At 63.7% G+C, this 22,486-nt stretch carries 19 protein-coding genes; 8 read left to right on the top strand and 11 right to left on the bottom strand.

Annotation, left to right across the window (positions count from 1 at the left end; all coding sequences use genetic code 11):
- Positions 1 to 10: 10 nt before the first annotated feature.
- From GYK42_RS27355 to GYK42_RS27345, 3 genes are all read right to left on the bottom strand, one after another.
- Positions 11 to 1,147: a DegT/DnrJ/EryC1/StrS family aminotransferase gene (locus GYK42_RS27355; protein WP_166450064.1), complete on the bottom strand. Its 1,137-nt coding sequence runs from the start codon at positions 1,145 to 1,147 to the stop codon at positions 11 to 13.
- Between the two features lie 205 nt (positions 1,148 to 1,352).
- Positions 1,353 to 3,026 (bottom strand): glycosyltransferase family 39 protein, encoded by a 1,674-nt coding sequence (locus GYK42_RS27350; protein ID WP_166450063.1) that lies wholly within the window; start codon positions 3,024 to 3,026, stop codon positions 1,353 to 1,355.
- Complete coding sequence (locus GYK42_RS27345; protein ID WP_166450062.1) at positions 3,023 to 3,415, bottom strand: Mth938-like domain-containing protein; 393 nt, start codon at positions 3,413 to 3,415, stop codon at positions 3,023 to 3,025. Before GYK42_RS27345 ends, GYK42_RS27350 begins: the two co-directional genes overlap by 4 nt.
- Positions 3,416 to 3,838: 423 nt before the next feature.
- Between GYK42_RS27345 and GYK42_RS27340 the strand changes: the two genes are divergently transcribed.
- On the top strand, positions 3,839 to 5,068 hold the full coding sequence (locus tag GYK42_RS27340; protein ID WP_034750427.1) for a pyridoxal phosphate-dependent aminotransferase: 1,230 nt from the start codon (positions 3,839 to 3,841) through the stop codon (positions 5,066 to 5,068).
- 73 nt (positions 5,069 to 5,141) lie between these two features.
- Positions 5,142 to 6,464, top strand: a complete 1,323-nt coding sequence (locus GYK42_RS27335; RefSeq protein ID WP_034750424.1) for a homoserine dehydrogenase — start codon at positions 5,142 to 5,144, stop codon at positions 6,462 to 6,464.
- A 94-nt stretch (positions 6,465 to 6,558) separates the two neighbouring features.
- Here GYK42_RS27335 and GYK42_RS27330 read toward each other — a convergent pair whose 3' ends face one another.
- The 3 genes from GYK42_RS27330 to GYK42_RS27320 are packed head-to-tail and all read right to left on the bottom strand — an operon-like array spanning position 6,559 to position 9,167.
- Positions 6,559 to 6,912: a ribonuclease E inhibitor RraB gene (locus GYK42_RS27330; protein WP_166450061.1), complete on the bottom strand. Its 354-nt coding sequence runs from the start codon at positions 6,910 to 6,912 to the stop codon at positions 6,559 to 6,561.
- 21 nt (positions 6,913 to 6,933) lie between these two features.
- Complete coding sequence (locus GYK42_RS27325; protein ID WP_166450060.1) at positions 6,934 to 8,448, bottom strand: sensor histidine kinase; 1,515 nt, start codon at positions 8,446 to 8,448, stop codon at positions 6,934 to 6,936.
- Complete coding sequence (locus tag GYK42_RS27320) at positions 8,445 to 9,167, bottom strand: response regulator (RefSeq protein WP_166450059.1); 723 nt, start codon at positions 9,165 to 9,167, stop codon at positions 8,445 to 8,447. Before GYK42_RS27320 ends, GYK42_RS27325 begins: the two co-directional genes overlap by 4 nt.
- Positions 9,168 to 9,381: 214 nt before the next feature.
- Here GYK42_RS27320 and GYK42_RS27315 point away from each other — a divergent pair, with 214 nt between their 5' ends.
- The 5 genes from GYK42_RS27315 (at position 9,382) to GYK42_RS27295 (ending at position 15,549) form a co-directional block, all read left to right on the top strand.
- Positions 9,382 to 10,443, top strand: a complete 1,062-nt coding sequence (locus GYK42_RS27315) for a porin (RefSeq protein ID WP_166450058.1) — start codon at positions 9,382 to 9,384, stop codon at positions 10,441 to 10,443.
- Positions 10,444 to 10,446: 3 nt separating this feature from the next.
- Positions 10,447 to 11,439, top strand: coding sequence for a tripartite tricarboxylate transporter substrate binding protein (locus tag GYK42_RS27310; RefSeq protein WP_082127894.1), 993 nt, complete (start codon positions 10,447 to 10,449; stop codon positions 11,437 to 11,439).
- A gap of 43 nt (positions 11,440 to 11,482) precedes the next feature.
- Positions 11,483 to 12,580, top strand: a complete 1,098-nt coding sequence (locus GYK42_RS27305; RefSeq protein WP_166450057.1) for an ABC transporter substrate-binding protein — start codon at positions 11,483 to 11,485, stop codon at positions 12,578 to 12,580.
- A 69-nt stretch (positions 12,581 to 12,649) separates the two neighbouring features.
- Positions 12,650 to 14,440: an ABC transporter permease gene (locus GYK42_RS27300; RefSeq protein ID WP_166450056.1), complete on the top strand. Its 1,791-nt coding sequence runs from the start codon at positions 12,650 to 12,652 to the stop codon at positions 14,438 to 14,440.
- 35 nt (positions 14,441 to 14,475) lie between these two features.
- Positions 14,476 to 15,549 (top strand): ABC transporter ATP-binding protein, encoded by a 1,074-nt coding sequence (locus GYK42_RS27295; RefSeq protein WP_046685768.1) that lies wholly within the window; start codon positions 14,476 to 14,478, stop codon positions 15,547 to 15,549.
- Positions 15,550 to 15,597: 48 nt separating this feature from the next.
- On the opposite strand, the gene GYK42_RS27290 is transcribed toward GYK42_RS27295, so the two are convergent.
- Genes GYK42_RS27290 through GYK42_RS27280 form a run of 3 tightly spaced genes read right to left on the bottom strand, consistent with a single transcriptional unit; the run spans position 15,598 to position 17,252 of the window.
- Complete coding sequence (locus tag GYK42_RS27290; protein ID WP_046686225.1) at positions 15,598 to 16,383, bottom strand: DUF2145 domain-containing protein; 786 nt, start codon at positions 16,381 to 16,383, stop codon at positions 15,598 to 15,600.
- A gap of 5 nt (positions 16,384 to 16,388) precedes the next feature.
- Complete coding sequence (locus GYK42_RS27285; protein ID WP_052755925.1) at positions 16,389 to 16,805, bottom strand: hypothetical protein; 417 nt, start codon at positions 16,803 to 16,805, stop codon at positions 16,389 to 16,391.
- A 24-nt stretch (positions 16,806 to 16,829) separates the two neighbouring features.
- Positions 16,830 to 17,252 carry a hypothetical protein gene (locus tag GYK42_RS27280; RefSeq protein WP_166450055.1) on the bottom strand — a complete coding sequence of 141 codons (423 nt, stop codon included), beginning with the start codon at positions 17,250 to 17,252 and terminating at the stop codon, positions 16,830 to 16,832.
- Positions 17,253 to 17,412: 160 nt separating this feature from the next.
- Here GYK42_RS27280 and GYK42_RS27275 point away from each other — a divergent pair, with 160 nt between their 5' ends.
- A complete protein-coding gene (locus GYK42_RS27275) occupies positions 17,413 to 18,156 on the top strand; it encodes a helix-turn-helix domain-containing protein (RefSeq protein WP_070219154.1) in 744 nt (247 codons plus the stop codon).
- Positions 18,157 to 18,193: 37 nt separating this feature from the next.
- Here the strand turns inward: GYK42_RS27275 and GYK42_RS27270 are convergent, their stop codons facing one another.
- Both GYK42_RS27270 and GYK42_RS27265 read right to left on the bottom strand, forming a co-directional pair.
- Positions 18,194 to 19,654, bottom strand: a complete 1,461-nt coding sequence (locus tag GYK42_RS27270) for a DUF3999 family protein (protein ID WP_166450054.1) — start codon at positions 19,652 to 19,654, stop codon at positions 18,194 to 18,196.
- Positions 19,651 to 22,486: DUF2339 domain-containing protein (locus GYK42_RS27265; RefSeq protein WP_346768170.1), on the bottom strand; the 2,836-nt coding region annotated here is incomplete at its 5' end. The genes GYK42_RS27270 and GYK42_RS27265, both read right to left, overlap by 4 nt.

Genomic DNA, 22,486 nt, shown 5'->3' with positions numbered 1-22,486 from the left:
GGCGCGCTGCTCATTTGATGAGAATGGATTTGACGGTGGCGACGGCGCGTTCCACGTCCTGTGTCGTCATGGCGTAGAACATCGGCAAGGTCACGGTCAGGCGGCCGATCTTTTCCGAGACAGGGAACATGCCCTCGGTAAAGCCGCGTTCGCGGTACATGGTAAACAGGTGGATCGGTGCGTAATGATAGCCCGTTCCCACGTTTTGTTGTGCCATTTGCTGCATGAACGCGGCGCGCGTGCCGGGGCCGTTGTCGGGGAGGATAATCTGGAACAAGTGCCAGTTGCTGTTTTCAAAGTCCTGCACGGGCAGCTGGGCGCCGCTGTGCGCTTCGAAGTCGCTGCCGAATTGCTCAAAGTAATGGCGCGCCAGCGCGCGGCGGTGGGCCGTGATGGCGTCGATATTGGCGAACTGGCCCAGGCCGATGGCGGCCATGATGTCGCTCATGTTGTATTTGCCGCCCAGCACGTCGACGTCGATGCCGTCGACGCCGCTGCGCGTGACGCCCTGCAGCCGGTATTTCTCGGCCAGCTTGGCTTCTTCCAGGTTGTTCAGGACGAGGCAGCCGCCTTCGCCCGTGGTGATGTTCTTGTTGGCCTGGAAGCTGAACGAGACGAAGTCGCCAAACGCGCCGATGCGCTTGCCTTTCCACGTGGAGCCGAACGCTTGCGCCGCATCTTCCACGACCCGCAAATTGTACTTGTCAGCAATCGCGTACAGGCGGTCCATGTCGACGGGCAAGCCGGACAGGTAGACGGGGATGATGGCTTTCGTACGCGGGGTGATGGCCGCTTCCAGCTTGTCGAGGTCGATGTTCCGCGTGACGGGATCGATATCGGCAAACACGGGCGTGGCGCCCACTTCGATGATGACGTTGGCCGTCGCTACCCACGACACGGGCGTGGTGATGACTTCGTCGCCGGGGCCTATGCCGGCGATGCGCAGCGCGATTTCCATGGTGCACGTGCCCGAATTGAAGGTGCGCACGGGACGCCCGCCGAAATACTCGGACAGCTGGGCTTCGAAGGCCTGCACTTTCGGGCCGCTGGTGATCCAGCCCGAGCGCAGCACTTCGCCGACGGCGGCGATGGTCGCTTCGTCGATGGTGGGTTTGGAAAATGGCAAAAAGGGCAGGGTAGAGGTCATGGGTGCGGCTCTTGGGTCGGTATGGTGTCAGGGTATCGGTGTCGCCGAGGCTGCCGTGCGCTCAAACGCGGCCGGCAGGCATGGCTATTCTATATCGTCAGTATGGCGGCGCAGCCGGTTCAGCAGTGAAAAAATCCTGCTGCTGCGGGGGCGGGGCAAGCTGGCCGGGGGCGCGCTCCGTGCTGCCTCGCGCCCCAGTTAAACACTATTTGTTGGCAATGACCATGCGGCGCGCATCCTCGGCGATAACACGCATGGGCACGCCACGATCTTGCAATTCCTTGTAACGGTTCAGGCTGATAATGGCCATGTCGTGCACGCCGGCGTTGGCATCGTTCGTCCATTGCGTGATGAAAGGCTCGATGGTCGGGATGGACAGTTCCGGCTGCTGTTTCAGGCCAAACGTAAACTCATCCCAGTAATCGACGAGGATCACGGGTCGCTGCAGGTAATACGTCAGCGACTGTTCATAGATGCCGACCGAATAGAGCTTGGTATCGGCCGTCAGTTCGGCCTGGATCTGCGGCAGCATGTCGGTGCCCGCGCGGTTCTGGCCATACAGTTCGGAGCCGGCCAGGATGCAATGCGTGGCCAGGAAGCCGGCACCGGCAATCGTCAGCACGGTCATGTCGCGGCGCAACTGGCGCGCATGCAGCAAGGCCAGGGCGCCGCCCGCCAAGGCGAAGAAACCGGCCGCCATCAGCCATGGCTGGTAGCCCTTGAGCGCGACCAGGGCATCCGCATCGCGTGCGCTGGCCTTGCTGAAGGCGATCGGTCCGCCGATCAGGATGGCCGCGCCCAGCACGCACAACAGGCCGGCGGCGAACAGGCGCTGGCGGCGCGATGCCGATTCCAGGTACAGCGCCACCAGCAGGGCCAGCGCCGGGAAGATGGGCACGATATAGCCAGGCAGCTTCGAGGTCGAATAGCTGAAGAAGAAGAAAATGAAGACAGCCCAGACCAGCAGCATCAAACGGGGCTGGAAGGCGCCTTCCTGGCGCTGGAAGGCGGCGGCCAGGCTTTGCGGCAGCAGGCCTATCCATGGCAGGATGCCGGGAATGAGCAGCACGAGGAAGTAGTACCAGGCGCCTTCGCGCTTGTGACCTTTCATCAGGAAGCGCTGGAAATGCTCGTGGATGAAGAAGAAATGCGGCTGTTCCGGATTGCGCAGGGCGACCAGCACGAACCACGGCGTGGCGATGGCAAAGAACACCAGCAAGCCCTTGACCAGCTGCAGACGCGTCCAGATGCGCCAGTCGCGCGCGCACAGCGAATACAGCACCAGCACGGCGCCCGGCAGCACGATGCCGATCAGGCCCTTGGCCAGCACGGCCAGCGCCATGGCTGCCCAGCAGGCCAGCATCCAGTTGCGCCGCTCGGTCGCCGTGGCGTCGTCGCGCTGGGCGATCAGCAGGCTGCCCATGGTCAGGGTCATCATGCCCGACAAGCCCATGTCCAGCGAATTGATCTGGCCGGAAGCGAGCCAGAACAGGCTCGACGCCAGCACCAGGCCGGCATACAGTCCCACGCGCGGGCCGAAGACCTTCTTGCCCGCGTAGGCCGTCATGCACACGCCGATGATGCCGCACAGGCCAGTCCACAGGCGTGCCTGCCACTCGCCCAGGCCGAAGGCGGCGAAGGTCAGCGCATTCATCCACGTTTGCAGCGGCGGCTTTTCAAAGTACTTGATGCCGTTCAGGCGCGTGGTGATCCAGTCGCCCGTGACGAACATTTCGCGCGCCATCTCGGCGTAGCGGCCCTCGTCGGGCGGCACCAGGGTGCGCACGCCCAGCGCATACAGGGTGACGACGATGAAGATGCCCAGCAGTGACCACATCAGCACCCGCGACGAGTGCAGTTCGTTGACGTTGATTTTCATGCGGCCTTGCCTGCGGCCGGGGCCAGGATCAGTGCCAGGGTGACTTTGCGGCTTTCGCCCATGAGGATATTGTAGGTGCGGCAGGCGGCCTGGCTATCCATGCATTCGACGCCGATGCGGCGCATGGTCAGCGCGGCCGTCAGTTTCGGATGCACGAAGCGCTGGCGCTCGCCGGTGCCGAGGATGACCACGTCGGGAGAGTCGGCCAGGATTTGCGCGAAATGCGCCTCGGTCAATTCTTCGAAACTGGTGACTTCCCACGCCCGCGGCGGTGTTTCCGGCATGACGATCAGGCTATAGTTGTACGGCTGGGCATTGATCTCGACGCCGTTTTCGTCATAGCCGGTGACAGTCTGGTATTGTTGGGTGCTGCTGGCGTGGAGTTTCATGGCGATATCGGGGCTGGTCGTGTCGGTTGATCGGTACGCGCGCGGCCAAACTGCGTGCCGCGGCCAAGGGCGTAAGCATGCCATAAATGACAGAAAAGAGCGACTGAAAAGCAATATCCTTTCCAAATTGCAATGTTCGGCGCCACAGTGGCGGTGCATGCTTGCGCCATGGTAATGCTGCAAGATTAAGGGAAGATGAAGATGGCGCCCGCCCGATTGCCGTCCGGAGGCGCCGGCGTGGCAGAATCGGCGTCAAATGCTGCGGTTCGCCATGTTTAATTTGATAAAATGCCCTGTTTTCGGCGAGAATGGTTGTTTTCGCCTTGCAGTCTTTCGCATCGCAGTTTCACGGGTTCATAGTTCTGGCGCGGCGGCCACGCTGCAAGTTCTGGTCACCGCGCCGCATCACGACAGGGATTTATTTTGCGACCGATTCAGAAATCGAATAAATTGGCGGACGTCTGCTACGACATCCGCGGCCCGGTCCTGGAAAAATCCAGGCAAATGGAAGAAGAAGGCCACAAGATCACCAAGCTCAATATCGGCAATCTGGCCGTATTCGGCTTCGATCCGCCCGACGAGATCGTGCGCGACATGATGCTCAATCTGCAGAATGCGGCCGGCTATACGGATTCGAAAGGCATGTTTGCGCCGCGCAAGGCCGTCATGCACTACACGCAGGGCAAGAATATCGCCGGCGTGACCATCGATGACATTTACCTGGGCAATGGCGCTTCCGAACTGATCGTCATGTCGATGAACGCCCTGCTCAACAGTGGCGACGAAGTGCTGGTGCCGGCGCCCGATTATCCGCTGTGGACGGCCGCCGTCAGCCTGTCGGGCGGCAATCCCGTGCATTATGTGTGCGACGAGCAGAACGAGTGGTATCCCGACATCGAGGACATGCGCCGCAAGATCACGCCGCAGACCAAGGCCATCGTCGTCATCAACCCGAACAATCCCACGGGCGCGCTGTACCCGGTTTCCGTGCTGCTGCAGATCGTCGAACTGGCGCGCCAGCACCAACTGATCATTTTCGCCGACGAGATCTACGACAAGGTGCTGTACGACGAAGCCGAGCACGTGTCGATCGCCTCGCTGGCCGACGACGTGCTGTTCATCACCATGAACGGCCTGTCGAAGAATTACCGCTCCTGCGGCTACCGTTCCGGCTGGATGGTGGTCTCGGGCGAAAAGCGCCACGCAAAAGATTACATCGAGGGCCTCAACATGCTGGCCTCGATGCGGCTATGCGCCAACGCGCCGGGGCAGTTTGCCATCCAGACGGCGCTTGGCGGCTACCAGAGCATACAAGACCTGGTGGGGCCCGGCGGGCGCCTGTTGAAACAGCGCGATCTGGCGCACAAGCTGCTGACCGATATTCCGGGCGTCACCTGTGTCAAGCCGAAGGCCGCGCTGTACATGTTCCCGCGCCTGGACCCGGAGATCTACCCGATCGCCGACGACCAGCAGTTTGCCTATGAATTACTGGCCGAAGCGAAGGTCCTGATCGTGCAGGGCACGGGCTTCAACTGGATCGCGCCCGACCATTTTCGTGTCGTCTTCCTGCCCAACTCCGATGACCTGACCGAGGCCATGGGGCGCATTGCGCGCTTCCTCGAAGGCTATCGCAAGCGTCACGGCCGGGGCTGAACCAGCCAGCAGCAATCTCGATCAACCTGGCGCCGCCCAAGGGGGCGCCACTTATGAGCAGTCAAGCACAACTATGAAATCCATCAAGATCGGCCTGCTGGGCCTGGGCAATGTCGGTTACGGCACGTTCAGCGTCCTGAAGCGCAACCAGGAAGAAATCAAGCGCCGCGCGGGCCGCGGCATTGAAGTCGTCGCCGTCGCCGTGCGCGACGTGGCGCGCGCCGAAGCGCTCGTCGCCGGCGGGTGCAAGGTCGTCAACGACCCGCACCTGATTGTCAACGATCCCGAGATCGACATCGTCGTCGAACTGATCGGCGGCTACGACCTGTCGAAAACCCTGGTGATGCAGGCGATCGCCAACGGCAAGCACGTGGTCACGGCCAACAAGGCCCTGCTGGCCGTGCACGGCAACGAAATCTTCGCCGCCGCCCAGGACAAGGGCGTGATGGTGGCCTTCGAAGCGGCCGTCGCCGGCGGCATCCCCATCATCAAGGCGCTGCGCGAAGGCTTGACGGCCAACCGCATCGAATGGATCGCCGGCATCATCAACGGCACCACCAATTTCATCCTGTCCGAAATGCGCGACAAGGGCCTCGATTTCGCCACCGTGCTGAAACAGGCGCAGGAACTGGGCTACGCGGAAGCCGATCCCACTTTCGACATCGAAGGCGTCGACGCCGCGCACAAGGCCACCATCATGTCGGCCATCGCCTTCGGCATCCCGGTGCAGTTCGACAAGGCCTACGTGGAAGGCATCAGCAACCTCAATGCCGTCGACATCCGCTACGCCGAGCAACTGGGCTACCGCATCAAGCTGCTGGGCATCACCAAGCGCGCCACCGTCAACGGCGTGGAAGGCATCGAGCTGCGCGTGCATCCGACCTTGATCCCGGCCAAGCGCCTGATCGCCAACGTGGAAGGCGCCATGAACGCCGTGCTGGTGCATGGCGACGCCGTCGGCGCCAGCCTGTACTCGGGCCGCGGCGCTGGCGCCGAGCCGACAGCTTCGTCGGTGATCGCCGACCTGGTCGACATCACGCGCCTGGCCACGGCCGACCCGGAACACCGTGTGCCGCACCTGGCGTTCCAGCCGAATGCGATGACCGATATCGCGATCCTGCCGATGTCGGAAATCACCACCAGCTACTACCTGCGCATGCACGTGGCCGACCAGCCGGGCGTGCTGGCCGACCTGACGCGCATCCTGGCCGAACGCGGCATCTCGATCGACGCCATGCTGCAAAAAGAGCCGGCCGAGGGCGAGACGCATACGGACATCATCATGCTGACGCACCAGACGCAGGAAAAGAACGTCACGGCAGCCATCGAGAAGATGGAAGCGTTGAACAGCGTGGTGGGCACGGTCACCAAGATCCGCCTGGAAAACCTCAGCTGATCTTTTTCAGCGAGCCATGCAAAACGGCGCCCGAGGGCGCCGTTTTTTTTGTCCGCGAGGTTGCCGGATCAGGCTCCTGCGGACCTGCTCCGACCTACGCCGCCGTGCCCACGGGGCCGACATCCATGCCGTCATAGCTGGCCAGCTGGTTGTCCTGCGCAAACGCCATCAGTTCGCCATTGCGCGCGTGCAGGCTGTCGACGCCATGCACTTCAGCCTTTTCCACGTGCAGCACCCACACGGGCGGTGCCGCCGGATCGTCGAGTTCCGGCTGGTACAGTTCCACCGGGCGGTAGCCCTGCAGCGCCAGCAGGGTGGCGGCCTGCTCCAGCGGTTCGGAGGTCGGGTTGGTGAAGTAATAGCCCCACAGCAGCGGCTGGGACAGGTCCCACGGCGCGTTCTCGGCGATATTGGCAAACAGTTCGGTCACATCTTCTTTGGTCATCATGGCGCTGCCTTCCTTAAAATCTCAGGACGCGATCTTAGCATCGACTGGCGCCGGGGCGAAATACACGCCGACTTTCAATCCATGCCCATTCGCGGCGGTCGCCAGTTCCAGCCGGGCGCCGTGCAGGGCCGCGATGTCGCGCACGATGGCCAGGCCCAGGCCGGCGCCGCCAGGATTGCTTTCCAGCGCCGCGCCGACGCGGTAGAACGGCGTGAAGACGCGTTCGTGCTCGGATGGCGGGATGCCGGCGCCGCTGTCTTCCACTTCCAGCAGCGTTTCGTTTCCAGGGCCGCCCGCGCGCGCGCGCAGGATCACGCTGCCGCCCGGCGGCGTGTAGCGCAGGGCGTTGTCGACCAGGTTGGCCACCAGTTCATGCAGCAGCAGGGCCTGGCCATGCACGGGCGCTTCGTCCGGTGCTTCCAGCGACAGGTCGATATTTTTGCCGACAGCGGCCATGGCCATTTCCAGCCCCACCTGCTGCGCCACGTCGCGCAAGGGTACGGTGTCCATCGCCAGGTTCTCGCCGCCATGCTCGATGCGCGCCAGGGTCAACAGGCGGTTGGCCAGCAGCACGGTCGAATCTGTGGTGACGGCGATCGAGCGCACGATGTCGCGCAGGGCGGCGATATCCGGCGGCGTACCCGCCTGGCGGTCGCATTCGCGCATGGCCAGTTCGGCCTGGGTTTTCAGCACCGTCAACGGCGTGCGCAGCTGGTGCGAGGCGTCGGCGATGAAGCGGCGCTGGCTGGCGATCAGCTGCTGCAGGCGCGACATGGAGCCATTCATGGCGCTCACCAGCGGACGCATTTCCTTGTGCACCAGCGTGGGATCGACGTCGGACAGGTCGGACAGGGTGCGCGTCTCGACTTCCGTTTTCAGGCGCATCAGCGGACGCAGCACCAGGCGCACGGCGAACCACACGAGGGCGCCCATCACCAGTATCATCGCTGCCTGCCAGATCAGGGTGTCGAACAGGATCTGGTTCGACAGGCCGCGCCGCGCATCCAGCGTCTCGGCCACCTGGATCAGGGTGATGCCGCGCATCGAGTCGTCATACACGGGCTGCAGCAGGGCGGCGATGCGGATCGGTTTGCCGTGGTAGTCGGCGTGGTAGAAGCGCACCAGGGCCGGATAATTCTGTGAGCGGGGCACGTTTTTCGGCACGGGCGGCAAGTCGGCATAGCCCGACACCAGTTCGCCGTTGATGCCCGTCACCTTGTAGTAGATGCGGCCCAGGGTGTCGGTCTCGAAGCTGTCGAGCGCCACGTAGGGTACTTCGGCCACCACCTTGCCGTTGACGATGGAGACGCGTTCGGCCAGCGCCCGCGTCGATGCCAGCAAGGAGCGGTCGTAGGCCATGTCGGCCGCGTCGAGCGCGTTGCGGTAGACAAAAACGGCATCGAGCAGCACCAGCATCACCAGCGGGATGAGCAGCCAGCGCAGCAGCTGGCTGCGCAGGCTGCCCAGCGGCCGGCCCTGTGCCCAGCGTCGGCGCAGGCTTTCGAACAGGGGCAGGCGTGGGGCGCGTACGCTCATTTCGACGCGGCCGGCGCCATCGCGCTGCGCGGCTGCAGCAGGTAGCCGATGCCGCGCAAGGTGGTGATGACGGCACCGTCGGGCGAACCGGTTTCGACGCCGCTCTCGAGTTTTTTGCGCACGCGGTGGATATACAGTTCGATGGCGTCCAGGTTGGCGTCGTCGGCCAGCGCGAAGACTTCGTCGAACAGCTTTTCCTTCGACACGGCGCGCCCGGAGCGGGTGATCAGCGCTTCGAGCACGGCGTGTTCGCGCGGCGTCAGGGCCAGCGCCGTGCCGCCATAGCTGAACATGCGTGTGACGGTGTCGAAACTGAGGGCGCCGCAGGTGTGCACGAGCGCTTCGTTGCCCTGGCTGCGGCGCAGCAGGGCTTTTACGCGCGCTTCCAGTTCGGCCAGTTCGAACGGCTTGGCCATGTAGTCGTCGGCGCCCAGGTTCAGGCCCTGCACTTTTTCATCGAGGCCGCCGCGCGCCGTGAGTATCATGACGGGAGTCTTGCCGCGCGTGCCGCCGCGCGCGCGCAGGCGGCGCAGCACGTCCAGGCCGTCCATCTTCGGCAGGGAGAGGTCGAGCAGCACCAAGGAATATTCCTGCGTATGCAGCAGGGCGTCGGCATCGGCGCCGTTGTGGGCGGTCTCCACCGTCAGGTGCGCGTCGCGCAGGGCCTTTGCCAGCCAGTGCGACAGTTCCAGATGGTCTTCCACTAATAATATGCGCATGGTCTCCGCCATTCGTTTGAATTGATGCAGTGTAAGCCTGTCGGCACGCCGCCGACAGGGGCCGCAATGAATTTGTTGGTATGCCCTGTGGCTGATGGACGACACCTGTCAGTCTGAAAGCGAATTGAAAGGATCGCGATCATATAGTGTGATCCTGATTCATGAAATTGATCAGGCATATCACTAATAACTATATCTAAGGGAGACACTCTACATGAAGAAAACTGCATTCTCGCTGACCGCCATGGCGGTACTCGCCGCAGCCGGCAGCGCCCACGCCCAGTCGAACGTCACCCTGTACGGCCGTCTTGACGCCGGCATCAGCAACACCAGCAACGCCGGCCCGAACAAAAGCTCGATGACGCAAGTGAGCTCCGGCGGCATGAACACGTCGCGCTGGGGCATCCTGGGCAGCGAAGACCTGGGCGGCGGCCTGAAAGCCGTATTCAATCTGGAAGGCGGCATCCTCGTCGACACGGGCGCGGCCGACGGCGCGCTGTTCAAGCGCCAGGCCAACGTGGGCCTGGAAGGCGCGTTTGGCCGCGTCGTGCTGGGACGCTCGTTCACCACCGTGTACGACTTCGTGCTGCCGTTCGATCCGATGGCCTACGCGCCGTTCTACTCGTGGGCCACTTCGGCCAACGCGACGGGCCCGAGCAAATACGGCATGACGACGGCCTTCGACAACATGGTCAAGTACTCGGGCAAGACGGGCGATTTCAGCTACGGCGCATCGTACGGCTTCGGTGAACAGTCGACGGGCACCTCGGACAGCGCCAAGCTGTCGACGGCCGTCACCTACAAGACGGGGCCTGTCAGCCTGCTGGCCACGTATGAACAGGTGAACGGCAACAGCATCGCCGGCGGCGCGCGCGACAAGACCACCGTGTACCACCTGGGCGCCATGTACGACGACGGCCCGTGGAAAGTGCAGGCGGCGGCGCGCGACTACAAGCTCGATCCTGCGGCAGCCGGCAAGGCCGACGTGCGCGGCACCCTGTACTGGGGCGGCGTCAGCTACAAGACCACGCCGGTCATCACCCTGACGGGCGTGATCTACTACCAGGACGTGAAAAACGTGGCCGCCAACCTCGATGCCGACCCGATCATGTATGTGGCGCGCGTGCGCTATGCCCTGTCCAAGCGCACCGACCTGTACGTGGCCGGCGCCTATGCCAAGGCCAAGCACAACCAGCTGGTCAGCCTGTCGCGTGACGACGCCGGTTTCGGCGACACGCAGCGCGGCCTGATCGCCGGCATCCAGCACCGCTTCTAAGGCATGACGATGCTGCGCACCGCGTTCCTGTCGCTGTTGTTGTCCGCGCTGCTGCCTGCGCTGGCAACGGCCGCCGCGCCTGAAGTCGACTGCGTGGTGCCTTCCAAGCCGGGCGGCGCCATGGACCTGACCTGCAAGCTGGCGCAGAAAGGCTTGCTGCAGCCCGATCCTGCGGCGGCAGCGCCGTTCGCGTCGTCGGTGCGCATCAGTTATCTGCCGGGCGGCATCGGCGCGGTGGCGTGGCGTTCGATGGGCTCGCAGCGCCGGCGTGCCGAAGCCAACACCCTGGTGGTGTTTTCGGGCGGCTCGCTGCTGAACCTGGCGCAGGGCAAGTTCGGCAACGCCAAGACGGGCGACGTGCGCTGGGTGGCGGCGCTGGGCGCCGACTACGGCATGATCGCCGTGCGCAGCGACTCGCCCTACAAAAGCCTGGCCGACCTGATCGCCGCGCTCAAGCGCCACCCCGACAAGGTGCTGATCGGCGTGTCCGGCACCATCGGCAGCCAGGACTGGGTGAAGATGGCGCTGGTGGCGCGCCAGGCCGGCATCGACCCGAAAGTGCTGCGCTTCGTGGCGCTGGAAGGCGGCGGCGAGATATTCACGGCGATGCAGGCCAATTACGTGCAGGTGATGTCGGGCGATACGTCGGAAGCGACCCTGAACGCGGGCGACAGCCATGCGCGGGTGCTGGCGGTGCTGTCGGAAAAGCGCTTGCCCGGCGTGCTGGCCAGCGTGCCGACGGCGCGCGAGCAGGGCATCGACGTGGTCTGGCCCATCATCCGCGGCCTGTGGATGGGGCCGCAAGTGCCGGAGCAGGATTACCAGCGCTGGGTGGCCACGTTCGACCGTGCCATGGCCACGCCGCAGTTTGCCCAGTGGCGCACGCAATCGGGCATGTATCCGTTCGCGCTGACGGGCGACAAATTGACGCAGTACGTAAACCAGGCAGTCGAACGCTACTCCAGGCAGGCGGCCGAACTGGGCCTGATGCGCTGAATCGAATAGCAAACCATACAACAATCACAGACGGAGACAAACCATGCAAACCAAGACCATACTCGCCATCGCCCTGGCAGCCGCTTTCGCGGGTACCACCTGCGCCGCTTTCGCCCAGGTGCCGGCAGGTTATCCGGCCGACTACCAGAAGATCATCGACGCGGCCAAGAAGGAAGGCAAGGTGGTGATCTACAGCGCCACCGACAGCAAGGCCGCCGCGCCGCTGATCAAGGATTTCAGCGCCCTGTATCCGGGCATCTCGGTCGAATACAACGACATGAATTCGACCGAAGTGTACAACCGCTTCATTTCCGAAGTGGCCGCCGGCGGCAACACGGCCGATGTGATGTGGTCGTCGGCGATGGACTTGCAGATGCGCCTGGCCTCGGACGGCTACGCCCTGAAATACAAGTCGGTCGAAGCGTCCAAGATCCCCGGCTGGGCCATGTGGGACGACCAGGCTTACGGCACCACGTTCGAGCCTGCCGCCATCGTCTACAACAAGCGTTTGCTCGATCCGAAGGAAGTGCCGAAGAACCACGACGACTTTGTCAAGCTGATCGCCACGCCGAAATTCAAGGACAAAGTCACCACCTACGACATCGAAAAGTCGGGCGTGGGTTTCATGTTCATGGCGCAGGATGCCAAGGAATACCCGCAATTCCTGGCCCTGGAAAACGCCTTTGGCACGGCCAAGGTGCGCGTGCAGTCGTCGACCGGCACCATGATGGAGCGTATCTCGTCGGGTGAAAACCTGATCGGCTACAACGTGCTGGGTTCCTACGCCCTGGTGCGCGCCAAGACCGATCCGTCGATCGGCGTGGTGCTGCCCAAGGATTACACCCTGATCCTGTCGCGCGTGCAGTTCATCAACAAGAACGCGAAGAACGTCAACGCCAGCAAGCTGTGGCTCGATTACATTTTGTCGCACCGCGGCCAGACCATCATCGCGAACGGCGCGAAGCTGTTCGCGATCCGCGCCGATGTCACGGGCGAAACCACCTCGGCGGACCTGATCAAGGAAATCGGCGCGGCCAATGTCAAACCGATTCCCGTGCACCCGATCATCCTGCAATTCCTGGGGCCAGCCAAGCGCATGGCCTTCTTGAAGCAATGGAAAGAAACAGCCGGCAAAAAATAATGCCGTCCTGGCCGTCCGCAGGCGCGTGCCCGCGGACGGATGCCGTACCCTTCATTCATTGGATTCATCATGCAAACTGCTATCTTGCCGCTGCCTGCATGGTCGCGCTCTCCCTTGTCGCGCCTGAACTGGCCGCGCGGCGTGGTCGTGGCGATCACCATGGTCGCCATTTTCCTGCCGCTGTTCCTGATTTTTTACCAGAGCTTTTTGAACGCGCCGTTTTTCATGCCGGTGCGCGAATTCGGCTTTGATTCCTATCGTTTCATCTTCGATGATCCCGATTTCTCGATGGCCTTCAAGAATGGCCTGATGCTCGCCTGCGGCCTGACCGTCATCGCCGTGCCACTGGGCGGCATGCTGGCCTTCCTGATGGTGCGCACGGACTTGCCGGGCCGCGGCTGGGTGGCGCCCATGCTGCTGGTGCCGATTTTTGTGTCGCCGATGGTGATGGGCTTTGGCTACGTCGTGTCGATGGGGCCCGTGGGCTTTTACTCGATCTGGGCCAAGGAGCTGTTCGGCTTCGTGCCCTGGAATATTTATTCCTTCACCAGCATCGTCATCATTGCCGGCCTGACGCACGTGCCGCATGTCTACCTGTATGCCTCGTCGGCGCTGAAAAGCCTGGGCTCGGACGTGGAAGAAGCGGCCCGCGTGGCCGGCGCTTCGCCGGTGCAGGTCATGCTCAACGTGTCGCTGCCGATGATCATGCCGGCGCTGGCGTATGCGGGCGTGCTGGTGTTCTTCCTGGGCTTTGAAGTGTTCGGCCTGGTGCTGGTGCTCGGTGATCCGGAAGGCCACCTGGTGCTGCCGACCTATCTGTACAAGCTGACGAACAAACTGGGCACGCCGTCGTACCACCTGATGGCCGCCGTCGCCGTCTGCCTGGTGATGGTGACCATGCCGCTGGTGATGATACAGCGCTGGCTGCTCAAGTCCGCCAACAAGTATGTGTCGATCAAGGGCAAGGGCGCGCGCAGCAAGGCCATGCCGCTGGGCCGCTGGAAGTGGCTGGCGTTTGCCTTGCTGGCAGGCTGGCTGATCTTCACCATCATCCTGCCGCTGACGGGTATCGTGCTGCGCTCCTTCGTGCAGTACTGGGGCGAGGGCGTGCACCTGGCCGACGTGCTGACATTGCAGCATTTCCGCGATATCTTCGACCAGCCATCGCTGGTGCGCGGCATCGTCAACACCATCCTGATCGGCGTCGTCGGCGGCGCGCTGGCCGTCGGCTGCTACAGCTTCATCGCGCTGGCCATGCACCGCAAGCAGGACGGCATCACGCGCCTGCTCGATTACAGCGTGCTGGTGCCGCGCGCCGTGCCGGGCCTGCTGGCCGGCCTGTCGTTCCTGTGGGTGTTCCTGTTCGTGCCGGCCTGGCTCGACGGCATATTGAAAGGCATGGACAACGGCGTGGCCCTGTGGCTGAGCGGCCATGTGATCCCCGTGCTGCGCGAACTGCGCTCGACGATCTTCGCCCTGTGGCTTGCGTATTCGGTGGTGTGGATGGCCTACGGCATGCGTTTGATTTCCACCGCGCTGCTGCAAGTGGGCCCGGAACTGGAAGAGGCGGCGCGCGCCGTCGGCGCCAACCGCGGCCAGGTGACGCGCGACGTCACCCTGCCGCTGATCAAATACGGCTTGCTGGGCGCCTGGCTGATGGTGTTCCTGATCTTCGAGCGCGAATATTCGACGGGCGTGTACCTGCTCTCGCCGGGCACGGAAGTGATCGGCGCCATGCTGGTATCGCTGTGGGCGGGCGGTTCGACCGATCTGGTGGCGGCGCTGTCCTTCATCAATATCACCCTGGTGGCCATCGGCCTGGGCATCGCACTGCGTTTCGGCGTCAAGTTACACAACTGAGCCGCATAACTAAATACAAAGACTGAGACCACATCATGAATGAATTGACCGTCAATGAGCTGTACCTGGACTACGGCACCGGCGCCTCCGCCAACCAGATCCTGAAGGGTGTCTCGATGCACCTGAAAAAAGGCGAAGTGGTCGCCCTGCTGGGGCCTTCGGGCAGCGGCAAGACCACCTTGCTGCGCGCCGTCGCCGGGCTGGAAAGCCCGAAGGCAGGCACCATTCAGATCGGCGAGCGCAATGTCTTCGATGGCGCGAAGCATTTCGAGATGCCGGCCGAGCACCGCAACCTGGGACTGGTGTTCCAGTCGTACGCGCTGTGGCCGCACAAGACCGTGTTCGATAATGTCGCCTACGGCCTCAAACTGCGCAAGATGGGCAGCACGGAAATCGCCGCGCGCATCAAGGAAGTATTGACGCAACTGGGCCTGGGCCACCTGGGCGAGCGCTATCCGCACCAGCTGTCCGGCGGCCAGCAGCAGCGCGTGGCGATCGCCCGCGCCCTGGTGTACAACCCGCCTGTGATCCTGCTCGACGAACCGCTGTCGAACCTGGACGCCAAGCTGCGCGAGGAAGCGCGCGCCTTCCTGCGCGAATTGATCGTGCGCCTGGGCCTGTCGGCCCTGATGGTGACGCATGACCAGGGCGAAGCGATGGCCATTTCCGACCGTATCTTGCTGCTCAATAACGGCAAGATCGAGCAGCAGGGCACGCCGCAAAGCATGTATGAAACGCCGGACACCCTGTTTACGGCCGAATTCATGGGCAGTAATAACCGCCTGCCCGGCAAGGTGGTGCAGCGCGAAGGCAACCAGGTGCGCCTGCTGGTCGACGGCGCCTCCATGCAGGGCGTGGCGCGCGGCGCCAACGTGGGCACGGAAGTGACGACCATGATACGCGTCGAGGAAGTGAAGATCAGCGCCACGCAGGTCGACAACGCCATTGAGCTGCCGCTGCTGACCTGCATGTATTTGGGCGACCGCTGGGAATGCCTGTTCGAGCGCGGCGGCGCCGAGAACATCAGCCTGCGCGCCTATTCGCGCCACAAGCTCGAAGCGGGCAAGTACTGGCTGCACATGCCGGCCGATAAGCTCTGGGTGTTTTAACGGCGACGAGGTGGCCACCTTGGCCACCTCATCCGTGCTGCCGCGTTCTCAATTCCCCCGCACGACGATCTCCTGCGCCTTCGGCTCGCGCTGGCGTACGAAGCGCACGATGGAGTCGACGGTGACGACGTCGATCTGGCGCGTCATGCGGCGCTCGAACGGGTGGTCGTCAAAAGCGATGTTCGCACGGAACATGCGCGCGCCCAGGCGCGTGGCGGCGGGGATGCTGAGCGTTTGCGGCGCGTAGCTGGCGCTGCGCAACCAGGTTTGCGCTTCGGCGCGCGTTTCGATCTTGCCAGGCTCGTTGCTGGCCGCGGCCAGGGTTTCCAGCACCCACTGGTTCGAGTTCTGGTACTTGGTGGAAAACGGGTAGGCCAGCATATTGTAGTGCGGCTCATGCAGGCGCTTGGGCGTGTTGCTCGTCAGCAGGCGCACCAGTTGCTGCTGCGTATCCTGACCGGGAACCAGGATCAGCGTTTCATACATGAACACATCATCCATAAAGAAATTGCCCAAGCCTTCGTTGTACAGCGACGATTGCGCCGTGCCGCATTCATTGAGTTCATGCACCACCAGCCAGCGGCCCTTCGGGTGGTCGCGCCAGGCCAGCGCCATGTGCGAATAGCGCAAATTGTACTTCGACAGGTCTTGCCCGGCGCGCGCCACCAGCGCCACTTGCGCGCCCGAGGCGTCGAGCGCCTGCAAGGTCTTTTGCGCCAGGTCCATCGATTTGACGAGGGTGCTCGCATCCGTTGGCTTGTCCTCGCACGAGCGTCCCGCATGGGCGGCGCCGGCCAGGGCCAGGCTGATGATCATCACGGTCAGGCGTTTCATGGGATTCACGCTTTCGAATGGTGGAGGATGGCTTGGCCAGCCGCATTCGGCACATAGGCGATTGCCTTGCCCGACAGCACCAGCATGTGGCCCGTCGAGACGGCCACGACATTGACGACCGTGCCGGCCGCCAGCGACAGGCCTTGCGTGGCCTTCTGGCTCAGCTTGACGGAGGCCGTGGCTGCGGAGGACGCGCCTTTTGCCGTGCTTTTCAGCACCAGGACGCTGCCGTCGGCCACGTCTTCCACCTTGTCGATGACGATTTCACCGGCGGCGGCCAGCGCCGACATGGAGCCGACCAGCACGATGGCCGACGCCATGCTGGCGTTGTCGGAGGCGTTGGTGGTGTCGGAGTTGGCGGCCTGGGCCAGCGGCGAGATGGCGGCGGCGCACAGCAGGGCGGTGGCGAGCAACTGTTTCATGGGATGTCCGTTCTTCATTGGTGGTTACACTTTGGAGTGGTGCAGCAGCGCCTTGCCCAGTTCGTTCGGGATGAAGGCGATGGCCTTGCCGGACAGCACCAGCATGTGGCCGGTGGACAGCGCCACCACATTGACCACGGTGCCGGCCGCCAAGGACAGGCCCCTGGCCGCTTGCCCGCTCATCTGGATGGAGGCGCCGCCCGCTTCGGAGGCGCCCTTGAGCACGATGACGATGCCTTCGCCTACCGTTTCCACGCTGGCAACGACCACCTGGCCGGAGGCGACCAGCATCGACATGGAACCGGCGACGACGACGGCAGAACCGTCGCTGAGGTTTTGCGAGCCTTTCGACAGGTTCTCGGAGGCGGCGGCGTGGACCAGGCCGGGAGCAGCCACGGAGAGCGTCAACAGCGACAGGGACAGGCAGAGGGGCAGCAGGCGTTTCATGTGTTTCTCCTTCAAGTGTGCCAAGTGGCAACGCCATCATTGTAGACTGTGGGCAATTGGTCAATGAATACGCTACTCGTAGCAGGAAGGCATACCGCAGGTAGCGTATTGCGCTACTTTTTTGACGCCAGAACCGATGCTATTTTTATAAAGGAAGTGCATGCCGCAAACCCACGCCTTGATCGAAGCCCTGAAACGCCTGTTGAAAGCGCGTTCCGTCACGTATGCCGAGCTGGCCCAGCGCATCGGCGTGTCCGAAGCCAGCGTCAAGCGGATGTTTTCGCAGAAGCAATTTACCCTGCAACGGCTGGACCAGATCCTGGTGGCCATCGGCAGCGATTTCCAGCAGCTGGCGCTGGCTGTGCAGTCAGCCCAGGCCGCGCCCACCCTGATCACGGGGCTGACGTATGCGCAGGAAAAGGAAATCATCGAGGATACCCGGCTGTTCGTGGTGGCCGTCTCCGCCCTGAACCTGCTGCCGCTGGAACAGATCGTCGCCATCTACGACATCAGCGAAGCGCAAGCCGTGAAATACCTGCTGCGCCTCGACAAGATCGGTTTTCTGGAACTGCTGCCGAATAACCGGGTCAAATTGCTGGTGGCGCGCACGTTTGCGTGGATACCTAACGGTCCCATCCACACGTATTTCAAAAAGGAAGCCTATGGCGATTATTTGAATTCGCAGTTCGATGGCGAGACGGAATTGCTGCGTCTGGTGAACGTGATGCTGTCGAAAAAATCCACGGCGGCCTTGCTGGAACGCTTGAAGCAAGTAGCGGTGGAATTTTCGCAGCAGCACCAGGAAGACGCCCGCCTGCCTGGCGACGAGCGCCTGGCCATCAGCTTCATGCTGGCGGCGCGTCCCTGGATGCCGCAGACGTTCAAGGCGCTGTTGCGGCAGTGAGCCGGCGAATGCAGCGTTCAAGTGGCTAACGTTGCGGCTAATGTTCCTGCTTGTCGGTACTGCCTTGTTCCTCTTTCATCTGCGACAGCAAGCGCCAGGCAAAAAAGCCCAGTACGGCCACGCCCAGCAGCAGGGCCGCCCATAGTGCGGCCAGGCGCCATGGTGCCGCGTCCTTTGTAACGAGTGCTGGCGCCGCCGCGCCGGTGTTGGGTTTGAGCGGGCCAGCGATGGCCGTCTTGAGCACCAGCAGTTCGTCCGCCTTGAAGCCGGGCGCCACCTGTGACAGCGGCTGCGCAACGGCAGCTGCGTTGCTGTTGCCGAATGCCATCTGATAGGGCGGCTTGCCGCTGGCCAGGAAGATCACGGTGGCAGGTGTCCAGCCCAGGCGCAATGTGGGCGCATCGCTGGCGGAGAACGGGTGTTCCGTGGCCGTCTGCAGCACCCATTCGGTTGTCTGCGTCACCGGCATGGCCAAGTCGCCCGAGATTCTCTCCTTGCCGTCGAGGCCGATGCGGTAAAACGTGGTGCTCAGCAGGGGATCGAAATACGCGCCTTGCGCGGGACGCGCTTGCTGGCGCAGGTGCAGCCGGTGCCGGGGAACATAACTGTTCTGGCGATATACGCCCAGGGTCACTGGCAGTACCGTGTTGGTCTGCGTCAATTGCAGGGCGATGCTGTCGGCCGGAATCGCGAGGGAAGTGGCATAACGCCATTCATTTGCCTGCTTGCCGGGCTTGCCTTGCAGCACGACGGTGGCGCGCGGCGTGGCGATGTCCGTTTCGCTGACGGCTTGCGCCGTGATCGCCGCAAAGGCCAGTGGTTCGCCCGCTTGCCAGCTCAGACGCGCGTAGCGAAACGCGCGCGGCGCAAAGGCGATGCTGTCGTTGGCCAGGGTTTGCGTGTCACTGTTGCTGAGCCAATTCAGGGTGGTGGTGCCGATGGCGTCCCATTGCTTCAGGTCGTCACTCACTTCCAGCAGCACTTGCGCACTGTAATTATCCGTGCGGGCCGGTGGCGTGAAGCGCAAGGCGGCAATGCGCTTGTCTTGCGATTGCTTGCCCAGGTCGAGGATCAGCGCTTGCAGCGCCGCCGTGGTCGCTGCCGTCCCGGCGCGCGTGCTGACCGAGAGTAGTCGACCGTCGTCGGCCGTGCGGATGTCGATTCCTTGCAAGCCGTCGCCAGTTGTCGGCGCGCCCGTCACGGGGAAAATGCGCACTGGGATGGCTGTCCGTTGCGTCGCCGATTGCGGGGGCGGCGCGCCGATGGCATAGGCCAGGCGCTTGCCGTCGGCATCGAACAGGCGTACGTCGGCCAGGCTGGCCGAGCTGGCGTGCAGGTAGACTTCCCTGGGCAACGATAGCTGGACGATGCCCGCGCCGGCCGGCGATTGGATGGGCATGCTCCAGGCATAGTCTTGTGGCCGGTCCGGTGGCGCCGGGGCGGCGGCCAGCGCGGCGCCTGCCACCAGCAGGCTGCAACAGATCAATGAGGCTTTCATGCTGCTCCTTGTTGCGGTTCGGCTGGCGCTGCTGCGGCAGCCTTGGGGAAGGGCGCCAGGTAGCCGATCAAGACCATCAGCAAGCCGACGCCGACAAAGGAGATGATGCGTTCGATGCCGCCCACGTTGGACAGGTCGATCAGGAACAGTTTCACGACAACCAAGCCCAGCAGTACGGCGCCCATGCTCCATTGCTGGCGCCGCTGCTGGCGGGCCGCGTGGCGCATCAGCAGCAGGGCCGTGACGCTCCACACGAGCGACAGCATCGCTTGCACGAACTGCGAGGCCAGCATGGCGTCGAAGGTATAAGGTACGCCGACGTAATGCGACACCGTGCGCAGCAGCATCAGGTTGAACCACACATACAGCAAGCACGCGGCCACGACGGGCAAGCGCGCCTGCCACAGGGCGGGCAGCGGCAACTGCTTCGCCGGCAGCAGACGGTAGCTGGCAATGGCCAGCAGCACGGCAAAACCCGTGCTCAAGTCCAGCGGATTGAGCAGCGGCAAATAGGGCAGCGGCGCCATGGCGCCATCGTCGAAGATATTCCATGCGGCGATCAGCAGCAGCGACCAGAGCGCGCCCAGCGGTATCAGGGTGCGCTGGTACCACTCGGCAATCGGCGCCACTGGCCAGGCGCCAGCTCGGCAGCGGCGGATCAGCCAGGCCAGCGCCAGCATCATGGCCCATGCCGGCAAGTAGCGGGACCAGGCGGGGCTGACGCTGTCTTCGTGGCGCGCCAGCCACGTGCTGACGTGCATGGCGCCCACGGGCCACAGCATCAGCCATGGCGCCGCCGTGCGCAGGGTATGCAAGAGGCGCAGCGCGCGCACGTCGAGTTGCCAGCTGGCTCGCGGCCACGCCAGCAACAGGTATTCGCCGGCCGCCAGCGCGCTGGCCAGGGCCAGCCAGCTCAAGCCCGTCGGCAGGTAGTCGCGCAGGTACAGCGCCAGCAGCAGGTTGGCGCTCCACAATCCCAGGCCCAGCCAGGCGGCCACGCTGAACCAGCGCAGTTGCGGCCACGCCAGGCGCCGGGCCAGGATGGCGAACACCGGCGTCGTAACGGACACGGCAATCAGGTACAGCGCCAGCCAGTGCTCGCCCGCGTGCGGCTGCATGCTCAGGTCGCCGTCGATCAGGCGCAGCAGCCAACTGGTGAATGGCACGAGGATGGCGGCAAACCACAGCAAGCCGCTCCAGACCAGCAGCGGGCGCGCTACCAGGGCCAGCAGTTCGTCGCCGCCGCGTGCGCGCAGCGCAAGGAAACGGGCGCTGGCAAAGGCGGCGGCGCCCAGCAGCAGGGCGCTGAGGAAGGAGCCGCCGAACAAGCTGGCCGGGTGCTGGTCCCAGGCCCAACTGGCGCGGCTGAGCATGACCATGCCGGCCAGCACCTGCACGGCCAGCAGCAGCGCGCGCGGCGCATGCCATTGTTCGCGCCGCGCCAGCGCCGCCAGCAGGGCCGCTACCGCCAGCGCGCTGACGGTGAGCAGGTTCAATTGCGTGGCGGCATCCGTGCGCAGCAGGATTTCGCTCCAGATACCGCCCAGCAGCCAGGCCGTGGCGGCCGTCAGGAACAGCACGGACAGGCTGCTCATGAATTCAGGAAGCAAGTGGCTCGCGTGGCGGCGGAAATTGTAGGCCATTACCAGCGCGGCGGCCGCCAGCAGCGCGCAGCCGAGCCAGATGTTGGCTTGCAGGGCCGCTGCCGTATCGAGTCCCTGCATGGCGATGAGGAAGGCAATCCAGGCGGCCCCCTGCACCAGCAGACCGAAAGCCCAGGCCAGGGTCTGGCGCTGGCGCAAGCCGACCCAGACGATGCCCGCGCCTTCCAGCGCCCAGGCGGCGGACGTCCAGCGGCCATCAAGGGCGAACGGGATGGCCAGTGTACCGAAGACGATGCCCAGCGCGAGGAAGGCTTCGGCCAGCAGTTTGAAGCCGTTCCTGCGCCACAGGGCCACGGCCAGGCCCGTGTAGGTCAAGCCGGCAACCAGCGCGGAAAATGCCAGGCCAAATTCAAAGTGCCAGACCAGGTCGTATTGCAGGCCCATCGCCGCCAGCGGCGTGCCGAACACGAGGGTGCCATCCACATAGTGTTTCAAGCGCGGCGCCTGGCGCGCGCAGTAGGCAATCGCAATGCCGATGTAGAACAGCACGAACAGGATCAAAAACAGTTGCGTCGACAGATAGTGCTCGGGCGTGTAGCGCAGCAGGCCCCAGGTGGTGGCGACGACGAAGGTAAAGCCAAAACTGAGCACATTCAGGACGCGCCAGGCGCGTTTCAGGGCGATGGCGAAGACGCCTGCGTTGAGCAGCGCGTAATAGCTGAACAGGCCGATATGGTTGCCGCTGCCCGTCGATACGAGCAGGGGCACGGCAAAGCCGCCGACGATGCCGAAGACGGCCAGCCAGACGGCGTTTTGCAGCACGGCCAGCAAACACGTGAACGCCGTCAGCACGAACAGCACGGCAAACGCGAGGCCGGCCGGGATCAGTTCATACAGGCGGAAGGCGCCAAACGTCACCAGCATCAATATCGCCAGCGCCGTGCCCTGCAGCGGCAAGCTGATGCCGGGGCGTTTGATGCGGATGCGCCAGGCCCAGACCAGCAGGGCGATATCGGCCAGCGCGATGCCGGCCAGGCGCAGTTCGATGGGCACGGTGATCTGCGCCGACACGTATTTGAGCAGGAAGCTGACCCCGAGGAAGAGGATCAGCAAGCCCAGCTTGGCGACCAGGTTGCCAGTAAACAGCCAGTTCTTCGCCTTGGCAACGAGGCCGTCCGGGCGCGCGATCCAGGACGGGGTGTTGGGGGCGGCAGGGGCAGGTTTGGCG

The sequence above is a fragment of the Janthinobacterium lividum genome, assembly GCF_011601275.1.
Lineage (GTDB): Bacteria > Pseudomonadota > Gammaproteobacteria > Burkholderiales > Burkholderiaceae_D > Janthinobacterium > Janthinobacterium lividum_E.
The sequence above is the reverse complement of the archived record's forward strand: the minus strand, read 5'-3'. Positions and strand labels throughout refer to the sequence as shown.